This is a genomic window from Actinacidiphila acidipaludis (genome assembly GCF_019890725.1).
Taxonomy (GTDB): domain Bacteria; phylum Actinomycetota; class Actinomycetes; order Streptomycetales; family Streptomycetaceae; genus Actinacidiphila; species Actinacidiphila acidipaludis.
In genome coordinates this window covers 13,526-29,858 of the sequence record NZ_JAINZZ010000011.1, presented here as the reverse complement: position 1 = coordinate 29,858, position 16,333 = coordinate 13,526, and the positions used below count along the sequence as shown (strand labels likewise).

Annotated in this window: 16 protein-coding genes; 9 read left to right on the top strand and 7 right to left on the bottom strand. The window is 72.7% G+C overall.

Annotation, left to right across the window (positions count from 1 at the left end; all coding sequences use genetic code 11):
• The first annotated feature begins 119 nt into the window (after window positions 1-119).
• The gene (locus K7862_RS12335) at window positions 120-1,043 is read left to right on the top strand and encodes a LysR family transcriptional regulator (protein WP_222962560.1); all 924 of its coding nucleotides are present in this window, start codon (window positions 120-122) and stop codon (window positions 1,041-1,043) included.
• Window positions 1,044-1,159: 116 nt separating this feature from the next.
• On the top strand, window positions 1,160-1,354 hold the full coding sequence (dmpI, locus tag K7862_RS12330) for a 4-oxalocrotonate tautomerase DmpI (protein ID WP_222962559.1): 195 nt from the start codon (window positions 1,160-1,162) through the stop codon (window positions 1,352-1,354).
• A gap of 191 nt (window positions 1,355-1,545) precedes the next feature.
• On the opposite strand, the gene K7862_RS12325 is transcribed toward dmpI, so the two are convergent.
• The 3 genes from K7862_RS12325 to K7862_RS12315 all read right to left on the bottom strand — a co-directional run bounded on the left by K7862_RS12325 (window position 1,546) and on the right by K7862_RS12315 (window position 4,904).
• On the bottom strand, window positions 1,546-3,075 hold the full coding sequence (locus tag K7862_RS12325) for an MFS transporter (RefSeq protein WP_222962558.1): 1,530 nt from the start codon (window positions 3,073-3,075) through the stop codon (window positions 1,546-1,548).
• Window positions 3,076-3,262: 187 nt separating this feature from the next.
• A complete protein-coding gene (locus K7862_RS12320; protein WP_222962557.1) occupies window positions 3,263-3,913 on the bottom strand; it encodes a LysE family translocator in 651 nt (216 codons plus the stop codon).
• A 160-nt stretch (window positions 3,914-4,073) separates the two neighbouring features.
• On the bottom strand, window positions 4,074-4,904 hold the full coding sequence (locus K7862_RS12315) for a LuxR C-terminal-related transcriptional regulator (protein ID WP_222962642.1): 831 nt from the start codon (window positions 4,902-4,904) through the stop codon (window positions 4,074-4,076).
• A gap of 141 nt (window positions 4,905-5,045) precedes the next feature.
• On the opposite strand from K7862_RS12315, the gene K7862_RS12310 reads away from it, so the two are divergent.
• A complete protein-coding gene (locus K7862_RS12310; protein ID WP_222962556.1) occupies window positions 5,046-6,728 on the top strand; it encodes an AMP-binding protein in 1,683 nt (560 codons plus the stop codon).
• Window positions 6,725-8,380: an AMP-binding protein gene (locus tag K7862_RS12305; protein ID WP_222962555.1), complete on the top strand. Its 1,656-nt coding sequence runs from the start codon at window positions 6,725-6,727 to the stop codon at window positions 8,378-8,380. Before K7862_RS12310 ends, K7862_RS12305 begins: the two co-directional genes overlap by 4 nt.
• Here the strand turns inward: K7862_RS12305 and gcl are convergent.
• The 4 genes from gcl to K7862_RS12285 form a co-directional block, all read right to left on the bottom strand.
• A complete protein-coding gene (gene gcl, locus K7862_RS12300) occupies window positions 8,364-10,139 on the bottom strand; it encodes a glyoxylate carboligase (RefSeq protein ID WP_222962641.1) in 1,776 nt (591 codons plus the stop codon). The two genes, K7862_RS12305 and gcl, sit on opposite strands and share 17 nt — an antisense overlap.
• A gap of 252 nt (window positions 10,140-10,391) precedes the next feature.
• Window positions 10,392-11,138 carry a hypothetical protein gene (locus tag K7862_RS12295; protein WP_222962554.1) on the bottom strand — a complete coding sequence of 249 codons (747 nt, stop codon included), beginning with the start codon at window positions 11,136-11,138 and terminating at the stop codon, window positions 10,392-10,394.
• A gap of 320 nt (window positions 11,139-11,458) precedes the next feature.
• Window positions 11,459-12,358, bottom strand: a complete 900-nt coding sequence (locus K7862_RS12290; protein WP_222962553.1) for a 2-hydroxy-3-oxopropionate reductase — start codon at window positions 12,356-12,358, stop codon at window positions 11,459-11,461.
• Window positions 12,359-12,434: 76 nt separating this feature from the next.
• On the bottom strand, window positions 12,435-13,262 hold the full coding sequence (locus K7862_RS12285) for a TIM barrel protein (RefSeq protein ID WP_372461560.1): 828 nt from the start codon (window positions 13,260-13,262) through the stop codon (window positions 12,435-12,437).
• Window positions 13,263-13,674: 412 nt separating this feature from the next.
• Here K7862_RS12285 and K7862_RS12280 point away from each other — a divergent pair, with 412 nt between their 5' ends.
• From K7862_RS12280 to pucL, 5 genes are all read left to right on the top strand, one after another.
• Window positions 13,675-13,947 (top strand): hypothetical protein, encoded by a 273-nt coding sequence (locus tag K7862_RS12280; RefSeq protein WP_222962551.1) that lies wholly within the window; start codon window positions 13,675-13,677, stop codon window positions 13,945-13,947.
• A complete protein-coding gene (locus K7862_RS12275; RefSeq protein ID WP_222962550.1) occupies window positions 13,944-14,357 on the top strand; it encodes a helix-turn-helix domain-containing protein in 414 nt (137 codons plus the stop codon). Before K7862_RS12280 ends, K7862_RS12275 begins: the two co-directional genes overlap by 4 nt.
• Before the next feature lie 94 nt (window positions 14,358-14,451).
• Complete coding sequence (gene uraD / locus K7862_RS12270) at window positions 14,452-14,961, top strand: 2-oxo-4-hydroxy-4-carboxy-5-ureidoimidazoline decarboxylase (RefSeq protein ID WP_222962549.1); 510 nt, start codon at window positions 14,452-14,454, stop codon at window positions 14,959-14,961.
• Window positions 14,958-15,383 carry a hydroxyisourate hydrolase gene (gene uraH / locus K7862_RS12265; protein ID WP_222962548.1) on the top strand — a complete coding sequence of 142 codons (426 nt, stop codon included), beginning with the start codon at window positions 14,958-14,960 and terminating at the stop codon, window positions 15,381-15,383. The genes uraD and uraH overlap by 4 nt, the downstream gene beginning before the upstream one ends.
• A 5-nt stretch (window positions 15,384-15,388) precedes the next feature.
• Entirely contained in the window at window positions 15,389-16,318 is a 930-nt protein-coding gene (gene pucL / locus K7862_RS12260; RefSeq protein ID WP_222962547.1) for a factor-independent urate hydroxylase, read from the top strand.
• Window positions 16,319-16,333: the final 15 nt, after the last annotated feature.

Here is a 16,333-nt window from a genome sequence, read left to right as displayed (position 1 = left end):
CCCGCATGCCCGGAGCCCGCGACCCGTGCCCGCGCCACCAGCGTCCGCCCCCTGCGCCCCGGGACCCACGCGCCCGTCCCCCGCCCGGGCGCCGGTGCCGCGCTCCGTACGATCGGCGGGTGGAACTGCGCCAGCTCAGGTACTTCGTGACCGTCGCCGAGGAACTGCACTTCGGGCGGGCGGCGGAGCGGCTGCACATCGTGCAGTCGGCGGTCAGCCAGCAGGTGCGGCGGCTGGAGCGCGACCTGGGCGCCGATCTCTTCGACCGGTCGCCGCGCCACGTCCGGCTCACCGAGGCGGGCGCCCGGTTCCTGCCCGAGGCGCGGGCGGTGCTGGCCGCGGCCGACCGGGCCCGGGCGGCGGTCGCCGACCTCACCGGGGACGGGACGGCCACGCTCCGGCTGGGCACCAGCTCGGGTCTTGGCGTCCATCTCGACCGGGTCCTGGACGCCTATGCCCGACGGGCCCCCGCGGTGAGCGTCGACCTGGTGGCGGCCCCGGCCAGGGAGCGGCTCGCCATGGTCTCCGCGGGCAGCCTGGACGCGGCGTTCCTGCGCGGCGACCGGGAGCGGGGCGGGACGGGCGGGAACGCCGACGGCGGTGACGGGGTGGAGGTCGTCCCGCTGTGGCCCGACCCGCTGCTGGCCGTACTGCCCGCCCGGCATCCGCTGGCCGCCGGGCCGGACGTCGCCCTGGCCGAGCTGGCCGCGCTGCCGCTGCGCCTGGTCGCCCGGCGGACCAACCCGCCGCTCGTGGACCTCGTCGTGACCGCCTGCCACGCCGCCGGGTTCGAGCCGGTGCCGGGGCCGCCCGCCGGGTCCCTGCAGGACAACCTCGCCGCGATCGGCGCGGGCACCGCGATGTGGACGGTCGTGTACGCCTCGCAGGCCGCCCGGCTGCACGCTCCCCGGGTGGCGTTCCTGCCGTTCCGCGGCGCGGGCCTGGCCCTCACCACCGGTCTCGCGGTACGGCGTGAACGGCGGTCGCGGGCCGTGGAGTTGCTGCTGGAAGCAGCCGCGGCGGACGGCGATCTCGATCCGTGATGGCTGCGGTCGCGGAGTGCTTCTTGGTGCGGGGCGCCGGGGGCGGTGGACTGGAGGCACACCGAAGGGCGGTCCGGAGGGACCGGAACCACCGCCTGTGAACAGGGAGTTCCGTCATGCCGATCGTCACCGTGCAGCAGGGCCCGCGTACCGTCGAGCTCAAGCGGGACCTGGTCCGGAAGATCACCGACGCGTTCGTGGACGCCTACCAGATCCCCGCCGAGACCGTGCAGGTCTGGATCCACGAGGTCCCCACCGACAGCTGGGGCGCGGCGGGCAGGCTCACCGCGGACAGGACCGCGGACAAATGAGACCGCCCCGGCGGTGCGCACGGGGGTGGCGCACCGCCGGGGCGGTTCGGCCGCCGCACCCGCGGAGGCGGGTGCGGCGGCAAGAAGAGGGGGCCGACGGGCCCGGGTTTCCCGTCCCCACGATCACCCGGGGGCCGGCCCCCGCCCCGGCCGTTCTCCGCTCACGAGCAGCCGGGGGGTCCAGGGGGCCGTCACATGTGCACGGCCTGCGTACCGTCGCCGGTCTCCACCCGGCCCTTGCGGTACATCAGCAGCGTGAGCACCGCGCCGACCGCGAAGATGCCGGCCGACCACCAGTACGCGGTCGAGTAGCTGTGCAGCTGCGCCTGCGCGAGCACGTCCGGCGTGGGCTTCCTGCCCGCCAGGTAGTGTGTCGCGGCGCTCGCGGCCAGGGTGTTCAGCAGCGCGGTGCCGATCGAACCACCCACCTGCTGCATCGTGTTGACCGCGGCGGAGGCCACACCCGCGTCGTGCTCTCCGATGCCCTCGGTGGCCACGGACATCGCCGCGGGCATCACCAGGCCGAGGCCGAAGCCCATGACGAGCAGCGGGGGCAGCACGTTCGCGGCGTAGGTGCTGTGCAGGTCCAGCGTGGTCAGCCAGGCCATGCCGCCGACCGCCATCGCCATACCCAGCGGCACGATCGGCTTGGGGCCGAGCCGCGGCAGCAGCGTGTTGGTGACGAGCTGGGCGGCCACCATCAGCGCGCCGATCATCGGCAGGAAGCCCAGGCCGGTCTTGACCGGCGAGTAGTGCAGGGAAGCCTGCAGGTAGTAGGTCAGGAAGAGGAAGACGCCGAACATTCCGGCACCGGAGATCGCCAGCACGGTGAACGACGCACCCCGGTTGCGGTCCAGCAGGACGCGCAGCGGCAGCAGCGGGTGCTCGGCCTTGGTCTGCCACCAGCTGAACGCGGCCACGAGCGCGGCGCCCAGGACCAGGAAGCCCCAGGTCAGCGGCGAACCCCAGTGGTGCGTCTCGGCGTTGGAGAAGCCGTAGACGACGCTGAACAGACCGGCGGTGACCAGCACGGTGCCCGGGAGGTCCAGCTTGGGCCGGTCGGCCGGGGCGCCCTTGCGCAGGAAGGTCAGACCGCCGATGAAGGCGAGGACCGCGAAGATCAGGTTGACGTAGAGCGTCCAGCGCCAGCTCAGGTGCTCGGTCAGCACACCGCCGAGCAGCAGGCCGATGCCGCCGCCGGCGCCCGCGATCGCGCCGTAGATGCCGAACGCCTTGGCGCGTTCCTTGGCGTCGGTGAACGTGGTGTTGAGCAGCGACAGCGCGGCGGGTGCCAGCAGCGCGCCGAACAGGCCCTGCAGGGCGCGTCCGGTGACCAGCACCTCGAAGTTCTGGGCGGCGCCGGCCAGGGCGGAGGCGCCCGCGAAACCGATCACGCCGACGAGGAAGACGATCTTGCGGCCGATCAGGTCGGCCAGCCGTCCGCCGAGCAGCAGCAGGGAGCCGAAGGCCAGCGAGTAGGCCGTGACGATCCACTGCCGGTTGTTGTCGGAGAAGCCCAGGGCGTGCTGGGCCGAGGGGAGGGCGATGTTCACGACGGTCGCGTCGAGGACGACCATGAGCTGGGCGATGGCGATGACGCCCAGCACCCACCAGCGGTGGCCGGGCCGCTCGCCCTCGGGCGCGCTGCCCTGGGACGGGACGGCCGGCGCCTTCCGGAGCGCGTCCGCGCCCGCTGCGGCGTCGGTGGAGCTCTGTGACATGGGAGGACTCCTGAGGTGGGACGGATGCGGCAGACCGCAGGAAGAACGAAACGGTTTCGTACTCCAAAAACCGTACGACCGCCCCTATCGAAACGCAAACGTTTCGCATGTCGGCGCGGTGTGCCGCTCCTCACATTCGTCCAGAGCCGTCACCGGAACCGCAGGTCAGTGCGGTGGTCCGCGGACTCTAGTTGTCCGCGCGGCCGGTGACCGCGACCGTGACCCCCAGGCCGATCATGGCCAGACCGCCGGTGCCGCCCACCGCGGCCAGCCGGCGCGGGGAACTGGCGAACCAGGCGCGGGCCGCCGACGCGCCGATCGCCCACATGCTGTCGCAGATCAGCGCGAGCACCGTGAACACCAGCGCCAGCAGCAGCATCTGCTCGTGCACCCGGCCCGCGCCGCGGTCCACGAACTGCGGCAGCACGGCGGCGAAGAAGACCATCGTCTTGGGGTTGGTCACCCCGACCACGAAGCCCTCCCACAGGGTGCGCAGATCACCGCGGGCCGCGGGCGGCGCCTGCTCGGCCTCGGCCGCCGACATCGACAGCGCCCCGCGGTGCCGCCAGGCCTTGACCCCGAGGAACACCAGATACGCCGCGCCCGCCAGCTTCAGCGCCATGAACACCATCGCCGACCGGGACACCACCTCGCCGAGCCCGACCGAGACCAGCGTGGCCAGCGCGTAGGCGCCGATGCCGTTGCCCAGCACGCTCCCCAGGGCGGTGCGCCGGCCGTGCGCCAGGGCGCGGCCCAGGACGAAGAGCACGCTGGGGCCGGGGATCAGCACCAGTACCAGTGAGAGCGCCGCGAACCCCAGCAGCCGGTCGACCGACATCCCGTCCTCCTCCACCCACGACCCACACGCCGCCCCGGCGATGTGCCGGAGCGTACGTCCGCGGGGCCGGCGACCGCTGCTGCTTTTCCGGGCATCGCGGGCGGCCCGGGACGGCGGGCCGGCCGGAACAGCGGGCCGTCAGGGCCGGATGGCACGGGCGTCAGGGCAGCAGACCGGCCCTGCGGGCCGCGACGACCGCCTCCAGACGGGTGTGCGCGCCCAGCTTCCGCATCGCCGAGCGCAGATAGCTCTTCACCGTCTCCGGGCGCAGCCGCAGCCGCGCCGCCGCCACCGCGTTAGTGGCGCCGGAGGCCACCGAGGCCAGCACGTCCAGCTCGCGCGGGGTCAGCTGGGCCGGCGGCATGGCCCGCGGGGGAGGCGCGGTGGCCGGGCCCGAGGCGGAGGCCAGCCGCGCGCACGCGCCGAGCAGTTCCTGCCGCAGGTGCGGGTCGGGTATCCGCCCGGCCAGCGCGCGCAGTTCGGCGTGCGCCTCGCGGACCTCCTCCCAGGCCCTGCGGTCACCGGCGGCCGGCTGCTGCGCGTAGGACAGCAGCCGGTACGCCTCGTCGCGCACGGCCAGCGCCTGCTCCAGTTCGCGGACCGCGTCCTGGGCCAGGGTCATCGGGCGGTCGCCCAGCGCGTACGGCTGGCGCAGGGCTCCGTAGAGCACCCCGCGCACCCGCCGGTGCACCACGATCGGCACCGCGAGGACCGAGCGCAGGCCCTCGGCGGCCACCGCCGCGTCGTACTCGTGGCTGATGACCCGCGAGGAGCGGTAGTCGGTGACGGCGCAGGGGCGGCCCATCGCCAGCGCCTTGCCGCCGAGACCGTTTCCGGTGGTGATGGCGAGGCCGCGCAGCGACTCGCCGCCGGTCCCCGACAGTTCGGTGATGCGGAACGCGCGGCCCCCGGGGGTCTGCGGCTGGGCCGCGCCCGCGGACACCGGGACGAGTCCGCCGAAGGCCACGGGGAGCAGTCCCGACCTGCGCATCCGCAGCAGTGCCGCACGGACGTCGACCGACTCGCCGCGAGCTGCGTCCACGCTCCACACCCCCTCACCCCCGTCCGGGGGTAGTGAGACCCACGTCACTCACGCACGATGCTACTCAGGGGCCGTAGACGAGGAGGAGACATGGAGGCATCGGAGGCGACCGCGGAATTCCGTGGTGCCCGGGACTTCCTGCTACGGCATCGGGAGGACTATACGGCCGCCCGCGACGGATTCCGCTGGCCGCGGCCGGAAAACTTCAACTGGGCGCTGGACTGGTTCGACGTCGTCGCGGCGGACCCGGAGACGGGTTCCAGGTCCGCGCTGTGGATCGTGGAGGAGGACGGCACCGAGGTCCGGATCTCCTACCGGGAGATGGCCGAGCGCTCCTCCCGGGTCGCGAACTGGCTGCGGGCGCACGGCGTGCGGGCGGGGGACCGGGTGCTGGTGATGCTCGGCAACCAGGTCGAGCAGTGGGAGACGGCGCTGGCCGCCATGAAGCTGCGGGCCGTGGTGATCCCGGCGACCCCGCTGCTGGGCCCGGCCGACCTGCGCGACCGGGTGGAGCGCGGCGGCGTGCGGCACACCGTCGCGCGGTCCGCGGACACCGCGAAGTTCGACGAGGTCCCCGGCGACTACACCCGCGTCGCGGTCGGCGGCGCCCCGTCCGGCTGGCTCGCCTACGAGGACGCCTACGGGGCCGACCCCGGCTTCACCCCCGACGGCCTCACCCGGTCGGCCGATCCGCTGATGCTGTATTTCACGTCGGGCACCACCGCCAAGCCCAAGCTGGTCGAGCACACCCATCTGTCGTACCCGGCCGGGCACCTGGCCACGATGTACTGGATCGGGCTGCGCCCCGGCGACGTGCACCTGAACATCTCCTCGCCCGGGTGGGCCAAGCACGCCTGGTCGAGCCTGTTCGCGCCGTGGAACGCCGAGGCCACGGTCTTCGTGCACAACTACACCCGGTTCGACGCGGCCGCGCTGATGGCGTCGATGGCCCGTGCCGGGGTGACGAGCTTCTGCGCGCCGCCGACGGTGTGGCGGATGCTCATCCAGGCCGACCTGAGCGCGCTGGCCACCCCGCCGCGGGCCGTGGTGGCGGCCGGCGAGCCGCTGAACCCCGAGGTCATCGAGCACGTCAAACGCCACTGGGGCGTCGTCATCCGGGACGGCTTCGGCCAGACCGAGACCGCCGTGCAGGTCGCCAACACCCCCGGGCAGCCGGTGAAGCCCGGCTCGATGGGCCGGCCCACACCCGGCTACACCGTCACCCTGATCGATCCGGTCAGCGGGGTGCCCGGCAACGAGGGCGAGATCTGCCTGGACCTGAGCGAGCGGCCGGTCGGCCTGATGACCGGGTACGCCGGCGCGCCGGACCTCACCGAGGAGTCCATGGGCGGCGGTTACTACCGCACCGGTGACATCGGCCGCCGGGACGCCGACGGCTACATCACCTACATCGGCCGTGCCGACGACGTGTTCAAGTCCTCCGACTACAAGATCTCCCCGTTCGAGCTGGAGAGCGCGCTGCTGGAGCACGAGGCGGTCGCCGAGGCGGCCGTGGTGCCCGCGCCGGACGACCTGCGGCTGTCGGTGCCCAAGGCGTACGTGGTGCTCGCCGCGGGCTGGGAGCCGGACGGCGCCACCGCGAAGGCGATCTTCGCCCACTCCCGTGCGGTGCTGGCGCCCTACAAGCGGGTCCGGCGGCTGGAGTTCGCCGAGCTGCCGAAGACCGTCTCCGGCAAGATCCGCCGGGTCCAGCTGCGCGAGGCCACCATGCACGACGGCAGCCGGGAGTTCCGCGAGGAGGACCACCGGTGACCGCCACGGGTGCCGGCGCCGCGACCGCGCCGGGCGGCACGGGCGAGCCGTCGTACGCGCACGGCACCGGCACCAGGCCGCTGCTGGGCGAGACCATCGGGCGCAACCTGGACCGGGCGATCGCCGCCCACCCCGATCGCGACGCGCTCGTGGACGTACCGAGCGGCCGCCGCTGGACCTACGCCGGGTTCGGCGCGGCGGTCGCCGAACTCGCCCGCGGACTGGCCGCGTCCGGGGTGCGCAAGGGCGACCGGGTGGGCATCTGGGCCCTCAACTGCCCCGAGTGGGTCATGGTGCAGTACGCCACCGCGCGGCTCGGCGCGATCATGGTGAACATCAACCCGGCCTACCGCACGCACGAGTTGGAATTCGTGCTCAACCAGGCGGGCGTGCGGCTGCTGATCGCCTCGACCGAGTACCGCACCAGCGACTACCGCGCCATGGCCGCCGAGGTGCGCGTGCGCTGCCCGCGGTTGCGGCAGGTCGTGCACATCGGTGACCCCGCGTGGGACGAACTGGTCGCCGCCGGGGGCTCCTTGGACGCCGGTTACCTGGCGGCCGCCGAGGCCGGACTGAGCTGCGACGAGCCGGTCAACATCCAGTACACCTCGGGCACCACCGGGTTCCCCAAGGGCGCCACCCTCTCGCACCACAACATCCTCAACAACGGCTACTTCGTGGGCGACACCGTCGGCTACACCGAGCAGGACCGGGTCTGCCTGCCGGTGCCCTTCTACCACTGCTTCGGCATGGTCATGGGCAACCTCGGCGCCACCTCCCACGGCGCGTGCATCGTCATCCCCGCGCCCGCGTTCGACCCGGCGGCCACGCTGCGCGCGGTCCAGCAGGAGCGGTGCACCTCGCTGTACGGCGTCCCGACGATGTTCATCGCCGAACTCGGCCTGCCCGACTTCGCGTCGTACGACCTGACGTCGCTGCGGACCGGGATCATGGCGGGCTCGCCGTGCCCGGCCGAGGTGATGAAGCGGGTGATGGCCGAGATGCACATGGCCGAGGTGTCGATCTGCTACGGCATGACCGAGACGTCGCCGGTGTCGACCCAGACACGCCGCGACGACGACCTGGAACACCGCACCGAGACGGTCGGCCGGGTGCTGCCGCACATCGAGGTGAAGGTGGTGGACCCGGTGGCCGGCGTCACCGTGCCGCGCGGCACCGCCGGTGAACTGTGCACCCGGGGCTACTCGGTGATGCTCGGCTACTGGGAGGAGCCGGAACGCACCGCCGAGGCGGTGGACGCCGGCCGGTGGATGCACACCGGGGACCTGGCGGTGATGCGGGACGACGGCTATCTCGCCGTCGTCGGCCGGATCAAGGACATGATCATCCGGGGCGGGGAGAACGTCTACCCGCGGGAGATCGAGGAGTTTCTCTACACCCACCCCAAGATCTCCGACGTCCAGGTGGTGGGCGTGCCCGACGAGCGGTACGGCGAGGAGATCCTCGCCTGCGTGATCCCCCGCGACCCGGCGGACCCGCCCACCCTGGCGGAGCTCGCGGAATTCTGCGCCGGCCGGCTCGCGCACTTCAAGGTGCCGCGCCACCTGCGGATCCTCGACGCCTTCCCGATGACGGTCAGCGGCAAGGTCCGCAAGGTGGAGCTGCGGGAGGACTTCAGGCCTGCGGGATGAGCGCGGTCGGGGCGTGACCCGGTGCCGTGGCCAACTCCTCGAACTCCCGGACGTCGGAGATGTCGGCCGTGGTGGACATCGCGACGTTGGTGATCCGCTCCAGGACGGCCTCCACGATCACCGGCACCCGGTGTTCGGCGGCGAGCTTCTTCGCCTGCTCGAACGCCGGCCCCAGTTCGGCCGGGTCGGTGACGCGGATCGCCCTGCAGCCCAGGCCCTCGGCGACCTTCACGTGGTCGACGCCGTAGACGCCGATCTCGGGGGAGTTGAGGTTCTCGAACTCCAGGTTGACCTGGAAGTCCATGTCCAGGCCGAGCTGCGCCTGCCGGATCAGGCCCAGGTACGCGTTGTTGACCAGCACGTGCACATAGGGGATGCGGTGCTGCGCGCCGACGGCCAGCTCCTCGATCATGAACTGGAAGTCGTAGTCCCCGGACAGCGCCACCACCTGGGCCCCGGGGTCGGCGACGGCGACGCCGAGCGCGGCCGGCACGGTCCAGCCCAGCGGGCCGGCCTGACCGCAGTTGATCCAGTGCCGCGGCCGGTAGACGTGCAGCATCTGCGCGCCGGCGATCTGGGAGAGGCCGATCGTGGTGACGTAGCGCGTCTCCGGGCCGAACGCGCGGTTCATCTCCTCGTAGACCCGCTGCGGCTTCATCGGGATGTCGTCGAAGTGGGTGCGGCGGTGCAGGGTGCCCTTGCGCCGCAGGTGGTCGGCGATCCAGGCCGAGCGGTCGGGCAGCCGGCCGGCCGCCCTCAGTTCCCTCGCGGCCTCGACGAAGAGTTCCAGGGCGGCCCTGGCGTCCGAGGTGATGCCGTAGTCCGGCGGGAAGATGCGGCCGATCTGGGTGGGCTCGATGTCGACGTGCACGAAGGTGCGCCCGCGCCGGTAGACGTCGAGCTTGTACCCGGTGTGCCGGTTGGCCCAGCGGTTGCCGACGCCCAGCACGAAGTCCGACTCCAGGAACGTCGCGTTGCCGTAGCGGTGGGAGGTCTGCAGCCCGACCATGCCCGCGTTGAGCTCGTGGTCGTCCGGGATCGCGCCCCAGCCCATCAGGGTGGGCACGACCGGGGTGCCGGTGAGTTCGGCGAACTCCACCAGCAGGTCGGCGGCGTCGGCGTTGATGACGCCGCCGCCCGCGACGATCAGCGGGCGTTCGGCGGCCAGCAGGTACGTCATCGCCTTGTCGATCTGGGCGCGTGACGCGGCCGGCTTGTAGACCGGCAGCGGCTGGTACGTGGCGGGGTCGAACTCGATCTCGGTCTGCTGCACGTCGATCGGCAGATCGATCAGGACCGGGCCCGGCCGTCCCGAGCGCATCAGGTGGAACGCCTGCTGGAAGACGCCGGGGACCTGCGCGGCCTCCAGCACGGTGGTGGCCTTCTTGGTGACCGGACCGGCGATCGCGGCGATGTCGACGGCCTGGAAGTCCTCCTTGTGGATCACCGCCCTCGGCGCCTGCCCGGTGATGCACAGGATCGGCACGGAGTCGCCGCCGGCGGAGTACAGGCCGGTGATCATGTCGGTGCCGGCCGGTCCCGAAGTACCGACGCAGACGCCGATGTTGCCCGGGTGGGTGCGGGTGTAGCCCTCGGCCATGTGCGAGGCGCCCTCGACGTGACGGGCCAGCGTGTGCCGGATGCCGCCGTGCGCCCTGAGGGCCGCGTAGAAGGGGTTGATCGCGGCACCGGGCACGCCGAAGGCGACGTCGACGCCCTCCAGCTTCAGGATCTCCACGGCGGCGCGGGCGGCGGTCATACGGGGCATGGGGACTCCCTCTCGCAAGCTGCCTTCCGCCTAGTTCTTCCACTATGCGGAAATCATGTTCTGCTATATGAAAGGAACATAGGTCTGTCGCGGCGCGGGCGTCAAGAGCCCCCGGCTGCCGCGGCGCGGACCTCAAGGACCCCCGGGCGTACGGCGGGACGGGGCCTCCGGTGCCCGCCGGCGCACGCCAGAGCGCCCGGTCGCGGGCAGCGGCCGGGCGCAGGAGGGGGGTAGGGGTAGGGCTCAGGGAACCACGTCGGTGCCGCGTCTGATCAGTTCGTCCGCCGCGTCGTTGACCGGCTGCGGCGTGCCGGTCAGGTCCATCACGAACAACGGCACGCCCAACTGGTCGGCGCGCAACCGGGCGTCGTGCGCGTACCCGGCGAGCGAGAAGAACGCGCCGGTGGCGTCCTCGTTCGCGCAGTTGAGCCAGAGGCACTCGACGTCACGCAGCGGCGTGGGCATCGTCGCCGGGTCGACCTGGGCGACCAGGCCGTCTCCGCGCAGGTCGATCCCGTTCGCGCTCCGGTCGCCCGCGAGCCGCACTCCACCGAAACCCAGCCACTTCAGGTACTGGGCGGCGGCCGTCAGGGCGTCCCGGGCGGTGCGGATGGTCACCGGCCGGAACGGCGGCCGGCTCGTCGTCGGCGGCGGCGCCTGGCCCGCCGGCACCGGCGCGGCGCCCGGCACCGGCGGCAGCGGTCCCGCGTCCTCCGCGGTCAGACCGTCCTCGCCGCTGACCGGCAGCCGCACCAACGCGCCGCACGAGCAGTCGAATTCGGGCTGCGGCCACTGGTCGGCGCGCCCGCAGTCCGGGCAGCGCAGCCGGACCCACGAGTCGTCCCACGAGCGGTGCCGCACCTGGACGGGCAGGCCGCCGAGCAGCACCGGCGGCGCGAGCGGCGCTCCGCAGGCGCACGGGAACGTCGGGGCGGTGTAGCTGCGTTCCTGCCCACAGGCCGGACAGCGCACCAGCACGCTCTCTGCCATGGATCGAACTCCCGGTCGGGCGCGGCGCCTTCAGCCGCACGGTGTCCGCACCCATAGTGCAGGAAGAGCGGGCGCCTGAGCTCGGGATCGGGACAGACCGTGACCCTTCCTGCGGCCGAGACGAGCCATCGGGAACCCGGTCGGCGCGGGGTGTGACGCGAGCTGAGTTGATCGCGCCGGGTGACGCTGTGTGGGTGATCCGCCCGGCGGTGCGTTTTGGCGCGACAGGACTGTCACGCACCGCCGGGCGGTGTCGATGGGTGTGCGGGCCGGTTCCCGGCCGGCACACCGCAGGGCTGTTCAGCCCACGACCGGGACCGTCAGCTCCCGACCGGCACGCCCGAGAGCCGCTCCACCCCGCGCAGCAGCGCCGAGTGGTCGAGGCCGCCGTCGCCCTGGGCGCGCAGTGCCGCCACGAGGTTCGCCACCACCGCGCCGACCGGCAGCGCGGCGCCCACGGTGCGGGCCGCGTCGGTGACGATGCCCATGTCCTTGTGGTGCAGGTCGATCCGGAAGCCCGGGGCGAAGTCGCGCCGCAGGAAGTTGTCCTTCTTGCGGGTCAGCACGGTCGAGCCGGCCAGTCCGCCGTTCAGCACCTCCAGGGCCGCGGCCAGGTCCACCCCGGACTTCTCCAGGAAGACCACGGCCTCCGCGCACGCCTGGATGTTGACCGCGACGATGAGCTGGTTGGCGGCCTTCACCGTCTGGCCGGCACCGTGCGGGCCGCACAGCACGACCGTCCTGCCGAGCACGTCCAGCAGTGGCCTGGCCGCGTCGAAGTCGGCCTGCTCGCCGCCGACCATGATGGACAGCACGGCCTCGACGGCTCCCGCCTCACCTCCCGAGACGGGTGCGTCCAGCACCCGGATCCCCTTGGCCGCGGCGGCCTTCGCCAGGTCGATCGAGGTCTGCGGGGTGATCGAGGAGGCGTCGATCAGCAGCGCGCCCGGCCGGGCGTTCGCCAGGATGCCGTCCGTGCCGTAGGCGACGGCCTCGACCTGGGGGGAGGCCGGCACCATCGTGAAGATCACGTCGGCGTCCTTCACCGCCTCGGCCACGGACGCCGCCGCCTTCCCCCCGTTCGCCGCCAGCCGTTCCAGCTTGGCCGGTTCCAGGGTGTAGCCGGTGACCTCGTACCCGGCGCGGACGAGGTTCTCGGCCATGGGCGACCCCATGATCCCGAGCCCGATCCAGGCGATCTTGGGGAGGTTGGTGCTCATGAGTTCCTCTCAGGGGAAGGGGGCGGATCAGGGGGTGGGGGCCAGGTCCGGCGTTCGCGTCGGGGGAGCGCGGTGTTCAGCCGCGCCAGCCGAAGCTCGCCGCACTGCCGTCGGTGGACGGCTTGTACTCCAGGCCGGTCCAGCCGGTGTACCCGGCCGCCCGGAGCTGCGCGAGGAGTTCGGCCAGCGGCAGGGAGCCGGTGCCCGGCGCGCCGCGGCCCGGGGTGTCGGCGATCTGCACATGGCCGGTGCGCGAGGCGAACCGCTTGATGACGGAGGGGAGGTCCTCGCCATTGACCGCCAGGTGGTAGAGGTCGAGCAGGAAGCGGGCGTTGTCCAGACCGGTGGTGTCGTTGACCCGGCCCACCACCTCGACCGCCGACTCCGCGCTCACCAGCGGATACTGCGGCGACTCCGGTGCGTTGAGCGCCTCGATCAGCAGGTCGGCGCCCACCTGGCTCGCCGCCCGGGCGGCGAACACCAGATTCTCCAGGGCGAGTTGGTCCTGCTCGGCGGGGGCGACCCCGTCCACCCGGTTGCCGTACAGGGCGTTGAGCGCCGTGCACCCGAGGGACGCGGCGAACTCCGCCGCCACCGGGACGTTCGCCCGGAAGCGCTCGGACTCGACGCCCGGGATCGAGAGGGCGCCCCGGTCGGGGCCGGGCAGCCGTCCCGCGTAGAAGTTGAGGCCCACCAGCCGGGTGCCCGCCGCCTCCAGGGCGGAACGCAGCGCGTCGAGTTCGGCCTGGGCCGGTGCCGGGTCGTCGACCCAGGGCCACCACAGTTCGACGGCGTCGAAGCCGGCGGCGGCCGCGGCGGCCGGGCGTTCCAGGAGCGGGAGTTCGGTGAACAGGATCGACAGGTTCACATCGAAGCGCTCGTCGGTGAAGCTCACGAGAGGCATTCCTTCCGTAATGCGGAAGTTAATTTCTGTCTTGTGGAACAGTGAAGCAGTCTGAGGTGCGGTGTCAAGTGCCGCCGGGTCCGGGGACGTCGACGGTGCTCGGTGTCGGTGTCGGTGTCGGTGTCGGTGTGGGTGGCGGTGGCGGTGTGGGTGGCGGTGGCGCGCGGGGCCGCGGGTGCGATCCGCGGGTCGGCCGAGGCGGTTGGCGGCCGGTCGGTCGGCTGATCGGCCTGTCGGTCGTTCGCTCGTTCGGCCGGTCGGTTACGGGGGACTGCTGCCCCGGGTGCGGCCATGTGCACCCGCCTTGCGGGTCCGGCCCGGTCGGTTAAGGTCGCCTCTCAGGCGCCCTCCGAGGTGGAGGGCCGTGAGCGAGTCGCCGGCTGCGCGCCCGTGCAGTCGCCGTGGGGGCCCCGTGAGACTGAGGCTGGAATTCACGACCGAGCCGTTCGACCTGGAGGAGCCGCCGGAGCACGCCCTGGCCGCCCGCGAGGTCGTGGAGAGCGGCGCCCTGGAGGCGGTCGACGTCGGCCCGTTCGGCAACACCGCCGAGGGGTCGGTGGAGGCCGTGGTCGAGACCGTGGCCGAGGTGCTGCGGCGGAGCCTGGCGGCCGGCGCCACCCGGGTGTCCCTGCAGGTCAACGCGCTGCCCGAGCGGGACGGCGCCGAGGGCGAGGCCTTGGCATGACTCCCTCGACCGGCCGCGCGGACCACACCGCCCGGGCCGCCGCCGCAGGTCACCCCTTCGCCGAGGCGGTCAGGCCGCTGGCGGACGCGATGGGCGCCGAACTGGTGCCGCCCGGGGAGGCCCGCGGTGACGACGTGGTGCTGAGCTGGGAGGGTGAGCCCGTGGTCGCGGTGCGGTTGCCGCATCTGGCCGATTCGCTGGACCACATCCTCGCCGACTTCGAGCGCCGCCACGGCCCGCTGGCGCAGCTCGGCCGCAAGGAGAAGCAGAACGTCGTCCGGATCCTGGAGGAGCGCGGCGCGTTCTCGGTCCGGCACGGAGTGGAGACCGTCGCCTCCGCCCTCGGCGTCAGCCGGTTCACCGTCTACAACTACCTGAACAGGGAGAACGCCGCGCGCGACGCGCAGTGAGCGGTCCCCTCGCGGAGCCGTGCCCAGCGGCCGGGCCCCGCGATTTTTCAACAAACTGTTGACGCTGCGCCGCGGCGGCTCCTACGTTGCGAGGGTGACTTCCAGCGCATCGCCGGGTCTCACCCGGCTCAACGCCGCGTCCCCGTCCGAGGCCGCCGCACTCCTGCACGAGGTGTGCGGCAGCACGGCCTGGGGCACGGCGCTGGCCGCCGGACGGCCCTACGCCCGCCTCGACGACCTGCTCGCGGCGAGCGACACGGCGACGGCCGCACTGACCGCCGACGACCTCGGCGAGGCCATGGCCGGCCACCCCCCGATCGGGCGGCCCAGGCCCGGCGACGCGACCTCCGCCCGCGAGCAGAGCGGCGTGGCGGACGAGGAGCGCGAGGAACTGCTCCGGCTCAACCTCGCGTACCAGGACGCGCACGGGCACGTCTTCCTGATCTGCGCCACCGGGCGCACCGGCGCGCAGATGCTCGCCGCGCTCGCGGAGCGGATCGGCAACGACGCGCGGACCGAGCGCGAGATCGTCCGCGCCGAGCTGGGAAAGATCAACCGTGTCCGGCTCACCCGGCTCGCCGCCGCCCAGGAGGACCCCGCATGACGTCCGCACCCGCACCCGAGGCGCCCGTCGGCACGGCCTCCGTGTCCACCCACATCCTCGACACCAGCCGCGGCCGGCCGGCGACCGGCGTCGCGGTGACCCTCTCGGTGCGCGCCGGGACATCGGCGCGCTGGACGGCGCACGGGACCTCGGCCACCGACGCCGACGGCCGCTGCAAGGACCTGCCCGCGGTGCCGGAAGGCACCACCCACGTCCGGCTGGACTTCGCCGTCGAGCCGTACTTCACCCGCTGCTTCACCCATCAAGCCGAGGCCCAGCAGGACGCCCCCCGCTCAAGGGACAGCGACGCCCCGGTGTTCTTCCCCGAGGTGACGGTCGTCTTCGCCGTCACGCCGGGCGAGCACTACCACGTGCCGCTGCTGCTCAATCCGTTCGGCTACTCCGTATACCGAGGGAGCTAGCACCGATGACCGCCGATTCCCGCCCTGCCCGCCCGACCCTGCTCGGCCAGAACCAGTACGGAAAAGCGGAGAACCGTGTCGTGCGGATCGTCCGCGACGGCGCCACCCACCGCATCAAGGACCTCAACGTGTCCGTCGCCCTGTCCGGCGCGATGGACGACGTGCACTACTCCGGCTCCAACGCCAACGTGCTGCCGACCGACACCACCAAGAACACCGTGTTCGCGTTCGCCAAGGAGCACGGCATCGAGTCCGCCGAGGCGTTCGGCGTCCACCTGGCCCGGCACTTCGTCACCAGCCAGGAGCAGATCCACCGCGCCCGCATCCGGATCGAGGAGTACGGCTGGGAGCGGATCGGCGCCACCGGTCACTCCTTCGCCCGCACCGGCCAGGAGACCCGCACCACCGAGATCACCTTCGACGGGCGGGGCTTCCAGGTCATATCCGGGCTGAAGGACCTGGTCGTGCTCAACTCCACCGACTCGGAGTTCTGGGGCTACGCCAAGGACGAGTACACCACCCTGAAAGAGACGCACGACCGCATCCTGGCCACCGAGGTGACCGCCCGATGGCGGTTCTCGTGGACCGGCGAGGACGAGACCGAGGGCGACGGCGCCGAGAACGGGGACGCGCCGGCCTGGGAGGAGACCTACGCACAGGTGCGCGGCCACCTGCTGGAGGCGTTCGCCGGCACGTACTCGCTCTCGCTGCAGCAGACCCTGTACGCGATGGGGTCGCGGGTCATCGAGCACCACGCCGGCATCGACGAGGTCCGGCTGTCGCTGCCGAACAAGCACCACTTCCTGGTCGACCTGGAGCCGTTCGGCCTGAAGAACGACAACGAGGTCTACGTCGCCGCCGACCGCCCCTACGGCCTCATCGAGGGCACGGTGCTGCGCGACGGCGCCGAGGCCCGCATCCCGGTGACGGACTGACCGCGCGGACCGACG